Origin of the sequence: Pseudomonas sp. HN2 (assembly GCF_020736465.1) — a bacterium.
Taxonomy (GTDB): Bacteria; Pseudomonadota; Gammaproteobacteria; order Pseudomonadales; family Pseudomonadaceae; genus Aquipseudomonas; species Aquipseudomonas moraviensis_A.
This window is the reverse complement of record NZ_CP085885.1, coordinates 2665184-2683519: the sequence shown is the minus strand read 5'-3', so window position 1 is coordinate 2683519 and position 18336 is coordinate 2665184. Positions and strand designations below refer to the sequence as shown.

The following is an 18336-nucleotide window of genomic DNA, read 5'->3' as shown; positions in this document are numbered from 1 at the left end:
TTGACTCCGACTCAATAGGCAAATTCATGGCCCAATTCGCTCTCCATCCACGCCAGAAAACGCCGGACACGCGGAAAGCTCGAATGCGCCTTGGGAAACACCAGGTGGTGCGCTGCCACCGCAGCACTCAATGACTCAGGCGCCACTTCAACCAACGTGCCCGCCGCCAGATACTTCTGCGCAAGCAATGTGCTTTCCAGCGCGAAACCCAAGCCATGACTCGCCGCTTCCAGCGACATGTACGAACGATCGAAGCTCAATGCGTAAGGGCGTTCCGGACGCGCCAAACCATGCTGGGCAAACCATTGCGGCCATTTGAGCAGGGTCGCTTCCGATAAAATCAGGTCGCATTCGAGCAGATCCGCCGCGCCGCGTACCGGTCGTTGCGCGAGCAGTTTCGGTGAGGTCAGCACCGCAAATGTTTCGTTCCTGACCGTACGCACCTCATAGCTTGGCCAGTTCGGCAGACCATGGCGGATATCCACGTCGATCTTGTCGCGGCTGAAGTGCAGCGATTCATAGGAACAGGACAGATTGATCTGAATGTCCGGATGACTCGCGCGAAACGCTTCCAGGCGCGGCATCAGCCAGAGCAGGCCGAAGCTTGGTGACGAATGCAGACGCAGGCAATCCAGGCTGACGTCGCTGGCCGCGCGTTCAGTGGCTACAGCGAGGCTGTGCAGAATGCCGGAGACTTCCTTGAGGTATTGCTCGCCCACCGGCGTCAGCGAGACACCCCGAGCAGCACGGACGAATAATTGCCGGCCGATCATCCCTTCAAGTTTCGCTAGTTGATGGCTCACCGCCGAGGGGGTCAGGTCCAGCACTTCTGCTGCCCTGGCGACATTGCCGAAGCGCGCTGTTTGTTCGAAGGCCTGAATTGCTTTCAGCGGTGGCAGGACGATAGGTGCCTCAGTCTCTGGACGCATGGGGACTCCGTGGTGATTTCTTGTGATGTACGGACCGGTTTCATTCAACCATCTGCGAGCAGACCTGACGAGTACTGAATTTTTTTCAGCATTGAGTGACTTTCGCGTTATTGCTCACCCTCCCCTCGAAGGACAAGCTGAGTCATCGGTTTTTCACAGACCGACCCAATAAAAACAATTCGAGGGCCTCCTCCATGCTTCTTCAAGACAAAGTCGCAATCATTACCGGTGCCGCGTCTGCCCGTGGCATTGGCCGCGCCACCGCGACCACGTTTGCGCAACACGGCGCTCGCGTGGTGATTCTCGATCTCGATACCGCCGCCGCGCGGGACGCCGCCGCATCACTGGGCGAAGGTCATCTCGGCCTGGCGGCCAACGTGGCCGACGAAGCGCAGGTTCAGCAAGCCGTCGCCGCCATCATCGAGCACTTCGGGCGCATTGATATTCTGGTCAACAACGCCGGCATCACCCAACCGCTGAAGACCCTTGATATCCGCCCTTCGGACTACGACAAGGTGCTGGACGTCAGCCTGCGCGGCACGCTGCTGATGTCGCAGGCGGTGATTCCGCTGATGCGGCAACAGTCTTGCGGCAGCATCGTCTGCATGTCGTCGGTGTCTGCCCAGCGCGGCGGCGGCATCTTCGGCGGCCCGCATTACAGCGCGGCCAAGGCCGGGGTGCTGGGTCTGGGTAAAGCCATGGCGCGGGAACTGGGGCCGGACAACATCCGGGTCAACTCCATCGCCCCGGGGCTGATTCACACCGACATCACCGGCGGCCTGATGCAGGACGAACGTCGACACGCCATCATCGAAGGCATCCCGCTGGGTCGCCTGGGTCAAGCGCAGGACGTCGCCAACGCCGCGCTGTTTCTGGCCAGCGACCTGTCCGCTTATCTGACCGGCATCACCCTCGATGTGAACGGCGGCATGCTGATTCACTGAGTACCTCTGGGCGGGCCCGCGTGGCCCGTGCGGTTCTGGATCGATGACGCAGCCGGGCCTGATGGCCTGGCGGTCAATAAAAACAAGAGATCAGACCATCATGACTACCCTGTCGCTCGAAGCGGTTTCGACCGTGCGTTCTTCTGCCTATCGCAAAACGGCCTGGCGCCTGATGCCATTCCTGATGCTGTGCTACCTGTGCGCGTATCTGGACCGGGTCAACGTCGGTTTCGCCAAACTGCAAATGATGAATGATCTGGCCCTCAGTGAAACGGTCTACGGACTGGGCGCCGGCGTGTTCTTCATCGGCTATTTCCTCTGCGAAGTGCCCAGCAACATCATCCTGCACAAGGTCGGCGCGCGAGTCTGGATTGCGCGGATCATGATCACCTGGGGCATCGTCTCGGCGCTGTTCGCCTTCGTCGAAACCGCCTGGCAGTTCTATGCCCTGCGCTTTCTGTTGGGGATTGCCGAAGCCGGTCTGGCGCCGGGCCTGTTGCTCTACCTGACGTATTGGTTTCCGTCCTATCGGCGGGCGCGCATGACGGTGTTGTGGTTCATCGCCATTCCGCTGTCAGGCATGGTCGGTGGCCCGCTCTCGGGCTGGATCATGAACCATTTTGCCGGCGTGCATGGCTGGGCCGGCTGGCAATGGATGTTCGTCCTTGAGGCGGTGCCCACCGTGGTCGTCGGCCTGCTGGTGCTGAGCTATCTGAAGGACGGCGTGCATCAGGCGACCTGGCTCAATGACGAAGAAAAAGCCTTGATCACTCGCGAACTGGCCGAAGACGACCAGCAAAAAGTCACCCACGCCTCGGTCGGCGAGTTCATCCGCGACCGACGCTTGTGGCTGCTGGCGGCGATCTATTTCTGTGTGGTGATGGGCCAATACGCAATCACCTTCTGGCTGCCGACACTGGTGCGCAATGCGGGGGTTTCCGACCCGCTGCACATCGGTTTTCTGACCAGCCTGCCTTACCTGTGCGCCATCGCCGCCATGCTCCTGGTCGGGCGCAGTGGTGACAAACATCGCGAGCGCCGCTGGCACCTGATCGTGCCAATGATAGCCGGGGCCATCGGCTTGAGCCTGGCAGCGATGATGGGCGGCAATTCGACCTTGTCGATCCTCAGTCTGTGCTTGGCCGCCTCCGGCATTCTGTCCGCCACCTCGTTGTTCTGGATGCTGCCGACCACGCTGCTCGGCGGGGTATCTGCGGCTGCCGGCATTGCGGCGGTCAACAGCTTCGCCAACCTCGCCGGCTTCTGTTCGCCTTATCTGATCGGCTGGATCACCACCCTGACCGGCTCCAGTGCCATCGGCATGTACCTGATCACCGGTGTGCTGTTCCTCGGCGCCAGTCTGGTCCTGCGCATTCCCGCCGCTTTGGTCAATCGTTGAGTTAACGGAGTTTCATCATGACGACTAATCTTTCACACGCTGTATCGCCGAGCCTGACCGAACGCGCGCACAACATTCGCCGCCACGCGCTGCGCATGGGCCAGGTTCAGGGTCAAGGGTACGTCGGTCAGGCCCTCGGCGCGGCTGATTTGCTGGCGGTCTCTTACTTTCATGCGATGAACCATCGCCCGGCAGATCCGCAATGGGAGCAGCGCGATCGCTTCTATCTCTCCATCGGCCACTACGCCATCGCTCTCTACGCAGCGCTGATCGAAGCCGAAATCATCCCTCTCGATGAGCTGGAAACCTACGGCTCGGATGACAGCCGCCTGCCGATGTCGGGCATGGCCGCCTACACGCCCGGGATGGAAATCACCGGCGGCTCGCTGGGTCAGGGCCTGGGCATCGCGGTCGGCGCTTGCCTTGGACTCAAGCGCAAAGGTTCGTCCTCGTTCGTCTACAACTTGCTGTCCGATGGAGAACTGAATGAAGGCTCGACCTGGGAAGCAGTCATGTCGGCTTCGCACTGGAAGCTCGACAACCTGATCGCCATCGTCGACGTGAACAACCAGCAGGCCGACGGCTACTCCAGCGAGATTCTTTCGTTCGAACCCATCGTCGATCGCTGGCAAGCCTTCGGCTGGTTCACCCAGCGCGTCGATGGCAATGACCTTGACGCACTGGTGACTGCTTTCGATGCCGCACGCCAGCATTCGGGCAATCAACCGCGGGTGATCATCTGCGACACGAAAATGGGCAAAGGCGTGCCGTTTCTGGAGAACCGGGAAAAGACCCACTTCATTCGCGTTGAAGAACACGAATGGGACCTGGCACTGAGCAATCTTGCAGAAGGAAAAGACCAATGAGCAACGCCGCCAACACTTCGACTTCGACTTCTACTGGCGAGCCGGTGAAAAAGCGCCTGACCACCTCGGCGATGATTGCCTCGATTGCTTCCGAGGGTCAGGCGACCCGCTCGGCACCGTTCGGCCACGCCCTCGCCGCACTGGCAGAGCAGCGCGCGGACATCGTCGGGCTCTCTGCTGACCTGTCCAAGTACACCGACCTGCACATCTTCGCCCAGGCGCACCCGGAGCGTTTCTACCAGATGGGCATGGCTGAACAATTGCTGATGAGCGCTGCCGCCGGCATGGCGCGCGAAGGTTTCGTGCCCTTCGCCACCACCTACGCGGTATTCGCCTCGCGCCGCGCTTACGACTTCATCTGCATGGCCATCGCCGAGGAAAATCTCAACGTCAAAATCGTCTGCGGCCTGCCCGGCCTGACCACCGGCTACGGGCCGAGCCACCAGGCCACTGACGACCTGGCGATTTTCCGCGCCATGCCCAACCTGATGATTGTCGACCCGTGCGATGCGCTGGAAATCGAACAGGCCGTGCCGGCCATCGCTGCGCACCAAGGTCCGGTCTACATGCGCTTGCTGCGCGGCAATGTGCCGCTGGTGCTGGACGAGTACGGTTACCAATTCGAGATCGGCAAGGCCAAGACCCTGCGCACCGGTAATGATGTGCTGATCATCTCCACCGGCCTGATGACCATGCGTTCACTGGAAGCGGCCAAGCAATTGCAGGCCGATGGCATTGATGTGGCCGTGCTGCACGTGCCGACCATCAAGCCTTTGGATGAGCAAACCATTCTCGCCGAAGCACGCAAATCCGGGCGTCTGGTGGTCACCGCGGAAAACAGCTCGATCATCGGTGGTTTGGGCGAAGCGGTTGCCGGGTTGTTGTTGCGCAACGGCGTGACGCCCACCTTCAGACAGATCGCTTTGCCCGACGCCTTCCTCGATGCCGGCGCCCTGCCGACGCTGCATGATCGCTATGGCATTTCGACCCCGGCCGTCTGCACGCAGATCAAGGCCTGGCTGTAACCTCATCAGGAGCGGCGCTTCGATTCGCGGCGCCCGCTTATCCGTAAAAAGAGAGGCAGAACGTGAAAGCACATGAACTGCTTGATCCCGACTTCAACAGTTTTCTCACGCCCGGCGCAGAAACCTGGACGCTGGACACGCTGCCGGCGATTCGAGAACGTGTTCACGGGACATTCAAATCCGAACAACAAGCGCGCTGTGAAAGCCTATGGACAACGGCCCACGACGGCGAGGGTTTGCGCCTGTGCCTCTACCGGCCCGCCAGCGCGGCACGGGAAAAAAAACCGGCAGTCATCCTTTATCTGCATGGCGGAGGTTTCGTCCTCGGCAGGCCGGAAATGGCCGATGACTATCTGGCCGATCTTGCCGAAGAACTCGAGGCAATCATCGTCGCCGTCGATTATCGCCTCGCCCCGGAACACCCCTTCCCCATTCCCCTCGAAGATAGTTACACCGCGCTCGGCTGGGTTTTCGCCCATCAGCAAGCGCTCAATATCGATGCCGACAAAGTGATTGTCATGGGCCACAGTGCCGGCGCAGGTCTGGCAGCAGCGCTGGCGATCCTGGCGCGGGATCGCGGCGAATATTGCATCGCCAGCCAGGTGCTGATTTATCCAATGCTCGATTACCGCTCGGGCAGCTCTGCTTCGCCTCACCAAAACGGTACGACCGGAGTGATTGGCTGGCCGCCACAAGCCAACCAGTTCTGCTGGCAGTGCCTGCGCGGCAACCACGCGCTGGATGACTCGCGAATCGGCTGGTTCTCACCGGGCCTGCAGGAGGACTTGAGTAACCTGCCCCCGACGTTTCTGGCCGTCGGGGCGCTGGATCTGTTTCTGGAAGAGGACGTGGCATTCGCCATGCGTCTGTCCCGCGCCGGTGTTGCCGTCGAGCTGCATGTCTATCCTGGTGCGCCGCATATGTTTGATCAACAACCCGGAAATGTTACCGATCAATCAGCCCGGGACATCGTTCGATCACTTCAGCGATCGATAGCTAACGCATGAAATGCTCGACGGCCTGAAAATCCGCTGAAACGAAAAAGCCCGATTTCTTATACAAAGCCTTTCGCACTTTCTGCGCTTATTGATTAATACCTTCGCAGATGGGTGACTGCGCAGGTCGTCATCGGAAGTCGGCATTTCGATATTGGTTAGCCATTATCCGTCACTCTTCACGTCGTCATTTTTCTGCGACCTATTCTGTAAACGTAAAAGACGACACATTTTGTTGCATCCAAAAATCGGTTGGATCCAACGTCCCGACAAACGGTAACTTTCTGAATATCCATTGATTTCAAACAGATAAAAGTTGGCAAAATGCCAATCACCGCACTCGCCAAAAATCAGGCAGCCTCATTTCAAACTCCCTATCTATGGTTTTAAAACCATCCGTGGACGTCCGCCCACCATTTACAGGGAGTAGTAATGGACAACATCGTCATTGCCGACAAAGCCAATTCTCAGCTCACTGCCCAGAACTGGGGCAATGTTCAGCTCAGTCAGCCGTCAGTTATACAAATGCCGGTGCGTCCGGACCAACTGGCGTCGACCAGTCGCAGCGGTCAGGATTTGATCGTCAATCTGAAGTCTGGCGAGCAAATCAAAATCTCCAATTTCTTTGTCACCAGCCCTGACGGCGTACCCAATGACATTGTTTTTCAAGGCGACGACGCGACGCTGTGGCAGGCGCGCTACAGCGCCGAACCGTTCAACGGATTCACCTTCGAGGAAATTGACTCGCTCGACGAACTGATCGCCGGCGTCGGCGTGGTCGACGGCGCAACGCCCGCGTGGGCGATTGCCGGGCTCGGTCTGTTGGGCGCGGGTGGTGCGGCGGCCGCTGCGGGTGGTGGCGGCGGCGGTGGTGGTGGCGGCGGTGATAACGCTGGCGACGCGACGCCCCCTGCTGCTGCGACCGGACTGACCTTGTCCGCGGACGGGCGAGTGCTGAGTGGTTTTGGCGAAGCGGGCAGTGTCGTTCAGGTGCGCGACGCGGCGGGTAATCTTCTGGGCTCCGCAACCGTCGGCGCCGATGGCAGTTTCCAGGTCGACCTGGGGACGCCGCAGAACAATGGACAACCCTTGGACGTTACGCTGACCGACCCTGCGGGTAACGTGTCCACGCCAGGTACGATTACCGCACCCGATACGACCGCGCCCACGGCGCCAGCCAATCTGAGTGTGAGCGCCGATGGCGCGCGGCTAGGGGGGACCGGTGAAGCCGGCGCGACCATTCAGGTGCGCGGCGCCGATGGCACCCTGCTCGGCAGCGCCGTCGTGGCAGCGGACGGCACCTTCAGCGTTGTGCTCAGCCCTGCGCAAACCGGCGGTCAGCCGTTAAGCGTGAGTGCCACCGATGCGGCCGGAAATGCGTCGCCGGCCACGACGGTCAGCGCACCTGAAATCGTCGAACCACAGACGCCGGCCAATCTGGGCCTGAGCAGCGACGGCAGCCAACTGACCGGCACCGCCCGAGCGGGAACCACTATCGAGGTCCGCGCCGCCAATGGCGAATTGCTCGGACGTGCGGCGGTGGGTGCTGACGGTACTTTCATACTCACGCTGATCCGCGCGCAAGCCAATGGCGAAGTCATCAGTATCGTGGCAATCAATAGCGTCGGTGCGCAATCGCCGACAGTCACCTTGAATGCGCCGGACATCACGGGTCCCGCCGCTGCAACCGAGGTGGCCGTCAGCAATGACGGGCTGTCGGTGACTGGCCGTGGCGAACCCGGCAGCACCGTCAGCGTCACCAATGCGCAAGGGGTGGTGCTCGGCACAGCGCTCGTCGCAGCGGACGGCTCGTTCAGCGTCCCGCTCAGCGCGGCGCAAATCGACGGTGAAACACTGATCGTGCAGCTCACCGACGCCGCCGCCAATCCTTCGCCAGCCGTTACCATCATCGCCGTCGACCTTGATGGCCTGACCCAACCGAGCGATCTGGCATTGAACGTGGACGGCACCCGATTGAGCGGGCGCGGCCAGGCCGGATCGACGGTGACTGTCCGCGATGCCAACGGCAATCTGCTCGGCTCGGCAGTGGTCGCAGCGGACGGCACGTTTACCGTGCAACTGAGCACGCCACAGAACAATGGCGATACGTTGCAGATCAGTGCAAGCGACAGCGCCGGCAATACCTCCCCGCCGTTGAATTATGAGACGCCGGACACCCAGGGCCCGGCGGCGGTGTCCGACCTCACTCTCGATGGTCAGGGACAGACGCTGACCGGCAAAGGTGAAATCGGTGCTTCGATCACCGTGCGCGATCCGGCGGGCAACATCATTGGCACCGGCACGGTCGGTACCGATGGCAATTTCACAGTCAACCTCTCGACCGCGCAGACCGACGCGCAACAACTGCAAGTGATTCAAACCGACGCCAGTGGCAATCCGTCTGTGCCGGTCAACGTGACCGCACCCGACCTGACGATCCCGGTTGCGGTGTCTGATGTGAGCATTTCGGCGAACGGCGCAGTGGTCTCCGGCGCAGGTCAGGCCGGCGCCACCGTTACCGTCACCGATGCGGGCGGGGTGGTATTGGGAACGGCGGTGGTCGGCAGCAACGGACGCTTCGAAGTCACGCTGTCCTCGCCACAAACCAATGGTCAGAACCTCAGCGTCGTGCAGACCGATGGCTCGCCCACAGGCTCTCCGGCGGTACCGGTTGAAGCGCCCGACATTCAGGCCCCCGCCGCGCCATCGGATCTGGCGCTGGACGCCACCGGCACTGAGCTCAGCGGTACAGGCGAGCCCGGCGCCACCGTGACGGTGAAGGACGCGGCCGGCAACACGCTGGGCACGGCGATCGTCGACGGTACCGGCGCGTTTTCCGTGACACTGAACAGCCCGCAGATCGATGGTCAGCAGCTGCAAGTAAGCCAGTCCGACGGCGTGAACGTTTCTCCCAACACGCCGTTGACGGCAGCGGATACCACGGCGCCGCTCGCGCCTGACAACGTCGTGCTCAGCAGCAACGGCGTGACATTGAGCGGGACCGGACAGGCCGGCAGCACCGTCACGGTCAGCGCGCCGGATGGCTCGGTGCTTGGCACCACGGTAGTTGCCAGCGACGGCAGTTTTACCGTCAACCTGAGCCCAGCCCAGCTCGACGGGCAGGTATTGAGCGTCATCCAGACCGATGCGAGCGCCCTGCCCTCGCCGGTCACTCCGGTCACGGCTCCCGACATCACCGCGCCGCCCGCACCGACCGGGCTGGTCATCGACCCGGCAGGCGCCACGGTCACTGGCACTACGCAGCCGAATAACACCGTGCAGGTGCTGGATGCCGACGGCAACGTCATCGGTACCGCGACCGCTGACGGCACGGGCGCATTCACGGTCAATCTGGATACCGCCCAGACCAATGGCGAAGCCTTGCAGGTGGTGGTGTCGGACGGCACCAACAGTTCGCTGCCAGGTAGCGTCAGCGCACCGGACAGCACGCCGCCGGCGGCGGTGAGTGATCTGGCGATCAATCCCGCCGGCACACAGGTGTCCGGTCTCGCAGAGCCCGGCACCACCGTCACCGTGAGCATTGCCGGCGGTAGCGTCCTGGGCACCGCGACGGCAGGTGCCGATGGCCGCTTCGTCGTCACACTGGATCCAGCGGCAGGCACTGGCAGCGCTCTGGAAGTGATCAGCACTGACGGCGGCGGCAACGACTCGCCGGCGGTGCCGCTGGCAGGTCCCGATGGCACTCAAGTCGCCACGCCGAGCGATCTGGCGTTGAGTGCCGACGGTTTCACCCTGACCGGCGCGGGCACGCCTGGCAGCACAGTGACCGTGACCAACAGCAATGGCGATGTCCTGGGCACCGGCCTGATCAACAGCTTCGGGCGCTTCACCCTGCTGCTCAGCGTCAAGCAGATCAATGCGCAAGTCCTGCAAGTCACCGCCACCAGCCCCGACGGTGATGTGTCGGTGCCTGGCACCGTCACCGCTGCCGATGGCACTCCGCCGGACGCGGTGACCAATCTGGTGCTGAATGCCAACGGCACGGCGCTGACCGGTCGCGGCGAGGCCGGCGCAACGGTCACCGTCACCGACCCGGCAGGCACCGTGCTCGGTACTGCACTGGTCGCCAGCAATGGCACCTTCAGCCTGACGCTGACCCCGGCGCAGCTCAATGGCCAGGCGCTCACGGCAGTCCAGAGCGATGCCGCCGGCAACCTGTCGCAACCGGCCAGCATCATCGCTACGGATCTGCAACCGCCCGCCGCCGCTACCGGTGTCAGCATCAATGACGTCGGCACCGTGGTCAAAGGCCAAGGCGAAGCCGGCAGCACCGTGACCGTGCGCGATGCCGCCGGCAATGTCCTGGCGACTGGTCTGGTCGATCAGAGCGGCAATTTCCAGGTCACCCTGCCCAATGCGCAGAACACGGGCGAAACCCTGCAGGTCACCTTGACCGACGCCAACGGCAACACCTCGCCGTCCACCGGCGTGATTACCGTCGACGGCACCCCACCGGCCGCCGTGCAGAACCCGTTGATCAGCGCCGATGGCAGTACCCTCAGCGGCACTGGTGAAGCCGGTGCGACGGTGAATGTCACCACCGCCGACGGCACCCTGCTGGGCAGCGCCGTGGTCGGCGCGGATGGCTCGTTCAGCGTGACCCTGGCGCCAGCACCGACCAATGGCGAGGCGTTGGCGATCAGCCAGACCGACCCTGCCGGCAATGTCTCGCCGTCGACCAGCGTCAATGCGCCGGACATCAGTCCACCGGCGGCACTGACCCAAGTCGCCGTGAATGCCGATGGCGTCACCGTCACCGGCCACGGCGAACCCGGCGCCACCGTGTCTGTGCGCAGCGCTGACGGTACCTTGCTCGGTACCGCCCAAGTCGGCAGCGGCGGCGCGTTTACCGTCACCCTCAACGCGCCACAACTGAATGCCGAAGTGCTGACCGTCACCCAAGAGGATCCGCCGGGCAACGTGTCCACGGCGGTTGAAGTCATCTCGGTGGATTTGACTGCACCGGCGATTCCGAGCGCGCTGACCCTGAACGCGGCTGGCGTGCAACTGGCCGGTAATGCCGAGGCCGGCAGCACGGTGACCGTGCGCGACAGCCAGGGCAATCTTCTCGGCACCACCACGGCCGCTGCAAACGGCACCTTTCAAATAACGCTGAACAGCCCGCAGACCAATGGCCAGGCGCTGAACGTGACGGCCACCGACGCGGCGGGAAATCCGTCGGCGCCGGCCATTGTCAACGCTGCCGACAGCAGCGCCCCGTTGGCGGCCAGCGATCTGGCAGTCAGCGCCAACGGTGCAACGCTCACCGGCATCGGCGAAATCGGCGCCAGCGTAGAAGTGCGTGACGCCGGCGGTGCTTTGTTGGGCACCGCCACTGTTGGCAGCAACGGCAATTTCAGCGTCACCCTGTCTCCAGCAGCCGTGGCCGGTTCGACTCTTTCCGTGGTGCAGATCGACGCCGCTGGCAACACCGGGCCGGCCAGCCCGGTCACCGCGCCGGGTAATCTGGCGGAAAGCGCACCGACCAATCTGGCCCTCAGCGCTGACGGGCTGACCCTGACCGGCTCGGCCACCGCTGGCAGCACCGTGAGCATCCGCAATGCCTCGGGCGTGTTGCTCGGCACCGCGCTGGTGGCGGCGAATGGCACCTTCAGCGTCACGCTGAATGCCGCACAACTGAACGGCGAACAGCTGTCTGCCGTAGCGACGTCGAGCACCGGCGTCAATTCGTCCCCGACCGACTACACCGCTGCCGATATTGCTGCGCCAGCCCCGCTGAGCGAACTGAGTCTGGCAGCCAACGGCACTGCGTTGACCGGTCGCGGTGAAGCTGGTGCAACCGTGACGGTGCTCGGCACCGGCGGGGTTGTTCTCGGCAGCGCCGTAGTCGCGGCCAATGGCACGTTCAGCGTCACCCTCAGCCCGGCGCAAACCGCAGGCCAGACCCTGAGCCTGAGCCAGGCCGACGCCGCCGGCAACGAGTCCAACAGCGTAAATCTGATCGCCCCGGACCTGATCGCGCCCAATCCGCCAGCGGCGCTGGTGGCAAGCGCTGACGGCGCGCTGCTGTCAGGTACCGGCGAGGCCGGCACCACGGTCAATGTGTACAACGCCGCCGGTACGCTGGTCGGTACCGGCACCGTGAGCATCGATGGCACGTTTGCGATCACCCTGACCACACCGCAAGCCAACGGTCAGGCACTGACCGTATCGCTGACGGATGCGGCGGGCAACACTTCGGCGGCCACACCGTTCACCTCAGTCGACAGCACAGCGCCAGCGGCTGTCACGCAACTGACCATCGGCGGCGATGGTGCAAGCCTGACCGGGCGCGGCGAACCGGGCGCGCAGGTTCGAGTCATCGACAGTGACGGCAACGTGCTCGGCACCGCCGTGGTCAGCCCGACCGGCACCTTCACTCTGACCCTGACCCCGGCGCTGACCAACGCCGAAGTGATCACCGTGGTCCAGGCCGACGCGGCCGGCAACGACTCGCCTGCCGTGAACCTGACCACACCGGACTTCACTCCGCCCGATCCGCTCGCCAACGTCGACATCAACTCGTCGGGTGCGCTGGTCATCGGCACTGGCGAACCGGGCGCGACGGTGACCGTGCGCGACGCCAACGGCACCTTGCTCGGCACCAGCGTGGTACTCGGCGACGGCACCTTCAGCGTCACCCTCAATCCGCCGCAGATCAACGAACAGATTCTCAGCGTGCAGCAGGCCGATCCACCCGGTAACGTCAGCGCGCCGGTGACCGTCGTCGCGCCGGACCTGACCCCGCCGGCGACCCCGGCCGAGCTGCAGCTGAATGCCGATGGCGACACGCTCACCGGTACCGGCGAAGTCGGCGCCACTGTGCGGGTGACAGCGGCGGACGGCACCGAACTGGGTACCGGCACCGTCGGCAGCGATGGACGCTTCCAGATCAGCGTGACCCCGGCGCAAACCAATGGCCAGGCGCTGTTCGTGGTGTTGGCGGATGCGGTCGGCAATGCCTCGCCTGCCGGCACCCTGACGGCACCTGACAGCACGCCTCCTGCCGCATTGACCGACGTCGATATCGACGCCAGCGGCAGCCTGATCACCGGTTCCGGTGCGGCGGGCTCGCAAGTGGTCGTCACCAACGCACTGGGCACCATCGTCGGCACTGGCACCGTGCAGGCCGACGGCAGTTTCAGCGTCACCCTCGATCAACCGCTGCTCAACGGCGAAGCCCTGTCGGAGATCCAGCGCGATGCGGCGGGCAATCCCTCGCCAATCGTCCCCGTCACTGCACCGGACGTCACCGTGCCGGCCGCGCCCACCGGCCTGGTGCTCACTGCCGACGGCGTGACGCTGACCGGCACCGGTGAAGCCGGCGCCACCGTACGCGTGCTCAGCGCGACTGGCACCGTGCTGGGCTCGGCAACCGTGGCCGGCAATGGCTCGTTCAGCGTGACCCTCAATCCGCCGCAGGTGAACGGTGAGCTGCTGAGCGTCAACCAGACCGATCTGGCGTCGAACACTTCGCCATCAGCACCCGTGCAGGCAGGCGACACCACAGATCCGCTGGAAGTCGCCGACCTCAACGTCAGTCCGGATGGCTTGACCGTAACCGGTACCGGCGAGCCTGGGGCAACCGTCACCGTGCGCGACGGCACCGTGGTGCTCGGCACCGCGACGGTGGGCGCAGACGGCAGTTTCAGCGTCACCCTGTCCGCCGCGCAGATCGATGGCCGCGCACTGTCCGTCGTGCAGGCCGACGCGCAAAACAACCTGTCCGAGCCGGTATTGGTCGACTCGCCGGACAGCACCGCACCGATCGCGCCAACAGTCACTTCGCTGACCGGCGCCGGCACCTTGCTCGCCGGGACCGCCGAAGCCGGCAGCACCGTCACCGTGTTGTCTGCCAACGGCACCGTGCTCGGCACGGCGGTGGCGCTGGGCAACGGCACCTACACAATCACCCTGAATCCGCCCCAGGCCAACGGTCAGTTGTTGTCGGTGATCGCAACGGATGAGGCGCAAAACGTATCGCCGGTGCTGCTCTACCCGGCGGCTGACACCACCGCACCGGATGCCGTCACCGGTCTGACCATCAGCGGCGATCTGACCCAACTCGCCGGTCGTGGCGAAGCCGGCGCGACGGTCGAAGTGACCGACGCGCTGGGTAACGTGGTCGGCACTGGCACAGTGGCGGCCAACGGTACTTTCCTGATCGATCTGGATCCAGGCATCACCGCCGGCCGGGTGCTGACGGTGAATCAGACCGACGTCGCAACCAACGTCTCGGCAGACGCCATCCTGACCGTTCCGGCGGTTCCAGCACCCGATGCGCCGGACAATCTTGTGCTGACAGCCGACGGCGTGACGCTGACCGGTACGGCGGCGATCGGCACCACCATCAATGTCTATGGGCCTGACAACAGTCTGATCGGCACTGGCCTCACTGGCGCGGATGGCACCTTCAGCGTAGTGCTCACGCCGGCGCAAACCAACGGCCAGAGCCTGGAAGTCACCGCCAACACCGCACTGGGCGGCGCGTCGCTGCCGACTGAAATCACCGCGGGGGACACCTCGGCGCCGGCGCCACTCAGCGATCTGGCGGTGAACGCCAGCGGCACACTGGTCACCGGTCGCGGCGAAGTCGGCGCAACTGTGACCATCACCGGCGCCGGCGGCGTGGTGCTGGGCAATGCGACGGTGGGCGCCAACGGCACCTTCAGCGCGCAGCTCAATGCGCCGCAGGTCAACGGTCAGGTGCTCAATGCGACTCAGACCGATGCGTCCAGCAACACTTCGCCCGGCCTTAACGTAACCGCGCCAGACATCACCCCTCCGGCGGCTCCGACGGCGCTGGTGCTCAGCGGCGCCGGTCTGGTGCTCGGCGGGCTCGGTGAAGCCGGCGCCACCGTCACCGTGCGCGGTGTCGGCGGCGCGGTGCTGGGCACTGCGACAGTAGCGGGCAATGGCACTTTCTCGGTGACCTTGTCCTCCGCACAACTCAATGGCCAACAACTGAGCGTCACGCAGAGTGATGCGGCGGGCAACGTCTCGCCAGCGACCAACCTCAGCGTCGCCGATACGACAGCGCCGGCACCGCTGAGCAATGTCACCCTGAACGGTACCGGCCTGGCCGTCAGCGGCACCGGTGAAGCCGGCGCCACAGTCAGCGTGACCAATGCGGCGGGCACCGTGCTCGGTACCGCCGTGGTCAATGCCGGCGGCACGTTCACCGTGCAACTGTCCAGCGCCCAACTGAACGGCCAGCAGCTGAACGTTCAGCAGGCAGACCCAGCCGGCAACCTGTCGCCGGTATTCAACCTGACGGCAGCGGATGTGCAGGCGCCAGTCGCGGCCAGCGGTCTGACGCTCGCTGCCAACGGTCTGACCTTGAGCGGTACCGGTGAAGCCGGTGCAACGGTCAACGTCTACGGCCCGGGCGGCGCGCTGCTTGGCACCACCACCGTGGGCAGTGGCGGCACGTTCAGCTTCAACCTGAACACCGCGCAACTGGACGGGCAATTGTTGACCGTGCGCCTGGTCGACCCGGCCGGTAATCTTTCGCCCAACGCCAGCGTGACAGCACCGGACGTCACCGCCCCCGGCGCACCGACCGGCGTCAGCGTCAACGGCAGCGGCACCTTGCTTACCGGTGTCGGCGTGCCCGGCTCGACGATCAGCGTGCGTGGCGTCGGCGGTGTGGTACTCGGCACCGCGACCGTCGCCGCCAATGGCAGCTTCTCGGTGGTGCTGGCGTCGGCGCAGATCAATAGTCAGGTACTCAGCGTCACCCAGGCGGATCCGAGCGGCAACGTATCGGCAGCGGCAACCGCAACGGCACCGGACCTCACGCCTCCGGCGGCGGCCACGGCGCTGCTGGTCGGTGCCGACGGCCTGACCGTCACCGGTACCGGTGAGGCCGGCGCCACGGTGACCATCAAGTCGGCCACCGGCACCGTTCTGGGCACCGGCACGGTCAACAACCTCGGGGTGTTCACCGTCACCCTGAACAGTGCGCAGATCAACGGCGAAAAACTCACCGTCAATCTCAGCGACGCACGTGGCAACGTTTCGGTGGCCGCCAACGTCACCGCGCCCGATGTCGACGTCAACGCGCCAGTGGTCGCCAGCGATAACCTCGCCGTCGGCACTGTCACGCTGGCCCCGGTCACCGCGTCGCAGACCTTCAACGATTCGTTCACCACCCTGCTGGCCGGGTTCTCGAAAACCTTCACCTTCACCGTCGCCGGCGGTACGCGTCTTGATCCGACCCTGACGCTGACTACCAGCAGCCTGATTTCGCTGATCGATGGCGTGGTCTATACCCTGCAAGTGAAGGATGCCAGCGGCAACTGGGTCACCCTGGATGTCAACGGCAGCAGTGGCCTGCTCGATCTGATTGCCTTGGCCGGCCAGGGTGTGCGGGTCGACATCGGTAATCTGCTGTCAGGCGATTATCGACTGACCGTGTCGAGCACCGGCATCGGCGTGTTGACCACGGTCAATACCCAGCTGCAACTGGACGTCAGCAGTCTGACCCAGTTCAACGGCATTGCCGGGCCGGCGGTGACCGGCAACGTCATCACCAACGTCGGGGTCGATGGCACGGTCGATCAGACCGGTCCGGACAACGGCGCGCAATTGCAGATCTTCAAGAACGGCGCCTGGGTCAGCGCCGGTGCCGGCACCACCGTGCAAGGGCTGTACGGCACGCTGACGATCGACGCCAACGGCAACTACAGCTACAAACCGAACGGCAGTGTGGGCAGCGTCGGCAAAGTCGATGTGTTCAATTATCAACTGGTGCACCCGAACGGCTTGAGCGACACCGCCAATCTGTATGTGCGCATCGACAGCCCGCAAGCCACCGAAGTGTGGAATGACGCCAACCTTGGCAGCCCGGCACTGGTGGTGGATGCGACGCCGGACATCGCCTCGACCGACGTCACTCTGGTCAACCGCGAAGTCACCACCAACTCCGCGCTCGGCACGTTCAATGTGCTGCTGGGCGGCGGCAGCGGCAACTACAACACCGTGGTCGCGGCCGATACCGTCAGTGACCTGACCGTGGTGGTCAACTCGAGCAACCTGTTGGCACTGCTCGGTTCGATGACGGTGGGCCTGTACAAACTCAACACCGCGACCAACCAATATGTGCTGGTCAAGAGCTACGGCGGCAACGCCCTGCTCAACCTCGGCGGTGGCAACTACGGGATCAAGTTCGACGACCAGACCGCCGGCAGCTATCAGGTGCGGGTGGCGGTCGGCGGCCTCGGACTGCTGACCAGCGTCAACACCAGCCTGATCAACGTGGCGACCTACAACAACCAGTTCGTGGTCGGCAGCTACACGCCGGTGTCAGGCAATCTGCTCACCGACACCGCAGGCGGCGGTGCCGATGTGTTGGGCTCGGTGTACACCTTGCTCAGCGTACTGGTCGCCGGTAATTACGTGGCGCCGGGTTACAACGGCGTCTCGCTGGTCGGCAACTACGGCACCCTGCTGGTGCAGGCCAACGGCAACTACACCTACACACTCAAGGCTGGGCTGACCGATGCGGTGATCGGTCAGGAAGACACCTTCACCTATCAGCTCACCCACCCGAACGGCACGGTCGATACCGCGACGCTGACCATCGACCTGAACAAGGCCGGCGCTTTCGCCAGTACCGCGTTCTCGGCGCTAGCCAGCGATGACCTGGGTCTGGCCCACGCCGCTGGCAGCGAGCTGATCCAGGGCACCGAGGGCAACGACACTCTCGACGGCTCCCACGGCGGCGCCGTCACCCTGCAAGGTGGAGGGGGCGACGACACGCTGATCATCGCCGACCAGCAGTTCGCTTCGGTCGATGGCGGCAGCGGCACCGACACCCTGCTCTGGGCCGGTGGCGACGTGTCGATCAACCTCGGCGATCTGCAGAGCAAGATCCACAACGTCGAGATCCTCGACCTCAACCATTCCAGTGCGGTTGCCCTGACGCTGAACCTCAGCGACCTGCTGGCGATCACGTCCTCGGATAACAACACCCTGCTGATCAAAGGTGACGAAAAGGACAGCGTGCACATGACCGATGGCTGGGTCGCCGATGGCACGCAGCAAGCCGACGGCATCGACTATGTTCAATACACGGCGCAGGAGGATCCGAGCCACCACTTGTGGGTGCAGAACGGCATTCAAGTGGTTTGAAACAAAGGCATCAGCACCGTCC

7 protein-coding genes are annotated in these 18336 nt (G+C 63.8%); 6 read left to right on the top strand and 1 reads right to left on the bottom strand.

Going from position 1 to position 18336, the window contains the following annotated elements; translation table 11 throughout:
• Positions 1-11: 11 nt before the first annotated feature.
• Positions 12-929 (bottom strand): LysR substrate-binding domain-containing protein, encoded by a 918-nt coding sequence (locus tag LIS66_RS11790; RefSeq protein ID WP_042610269.1) that lies wholly within the window; start codon positions 927-929, stop codon positions 12-14.
• Positions 930-1123: 194 nt separating this feature from the next.
• On the opposite strand from LIS66_RS11790, the gene LIS66_RS11785 reads away from it, so the two are divergent.
• The 6 genes from LIS66_RS11785 (at position 1124) to LIS66_RS11760 (ending at position 18314) form a co-directional block, all read left to right on the top strand.
• Positions 1124-1873, top strand: a complete 750-nt coding sequence (locus LIS66_RS11785) for an SDR family NAD(P)-dependent oxidoreductase (RefSeq protein WP_227974338.1) — start codon at positions 1124-1126, stop codon at positions 1871-1873.
• 100 nt (positions 1874-1973) lie between these two features.
• The gene (locus tag LIS66_RS11780; protein ID WP_042610267.1) at positions 1974-3272 is read left to right on the top strand and encodes an MFS transporter; all 1299 of its coding nucleotides are present in this window, start codon (positions 1974-1976) and stop codon (positions 3270-3272) included.
• Positions 3273-3289: 17 nt separating this feature from the next.
• Entirely contained in the window at positions 3290-4138 is an 849-nt protein-coding gene (locus tag LIS66_RS11775; RefSeq protein WP_064361839.1) for a transketolase, read from the top strand.
• Positions 4135-5163: a transketolase family protein gene (locus LIS66_RS11770; protein ID WP_227974337.1), complete on the top strand. Its 1029-nt coding sequence runs from the start codon at positions 4135-4137 to the stop codon at positions 5161-5163. The genes LIS66_RS11775 and LIS66_RS11770 overlap by 4 nt, the downstream gene beginning before the upstream one ends.
• A 62-nt stretch (positions 5164-5225) precedes the next feature.
• The gene (locus LIS66_RS11765; protein ID WP_227974336.1) at positions 5226-6170 is read left to right on the top strand and encodes an alpha/beta hydrolase; all 945 of its coding nucleotides are present in this window, start codon (positions 5226-5228) and stop codon (positions 6168-6170) included.
• Between the two features lie 420 nt (positions 6171-6590).
• Positions 6591-18314 (top strand): BapA/Bap/LapF family large adhesin, encoded by an 11724-nt coding sequence (locus LIS66_RS11760; protein ID WP_227974335.1) that lies wholly within the window; start codon positions 6591-6593, stop codon positions 18312-18314.
• Positions 18315-18336: the final 22 nt, after the last annotated feature.

Bases quoted from the DNA above. Each gene is read 5' to 3' on its own strand.
- LIS66_RS11790 (WP_042610269.1), bottom strand. From the start codon at position 929: ATGCGTCCAGAGACTGAGGCACCTATCGTCCTGCCACCGCTGAAAGCA.
- LIS66_RS11785 (WP_227974338.1), top strand. From the start codon at position 1,124: ATGCTTCTTCAAGACAAAGTCGCAATCATTACCGGTGCCGCGTCTGCC.
- LIS66_RS11780 (WP_042610267.1), top strand. From the start codon at position 1,974: ATGACTACCCTGTCGCTCGAAGCGGTTTCGACCGTGCGTTCTTCTGCC.
- LIS66_RS11775 (WP_064361839.1), top strand. From the start codon at position 3,290: ATGACGACTAATCTTTCACACGCTGTATCGCCGAGCCTGACCGAACGC.
- LIS66_RS11770 (WP_227974337.1), top strand. From the start codon at position 4,135: ATGAGCAACGCCGCCAACACTTCGACTTCGACTTCTACTGGCGAGCCG.
- LIS66_RS11760 (WP_227974335.1), top strand. From the start codon at position 6,591: ATGGACAACATCGTCATTGCCGACAAAGCCAATTCTCAGCTCACTGCC.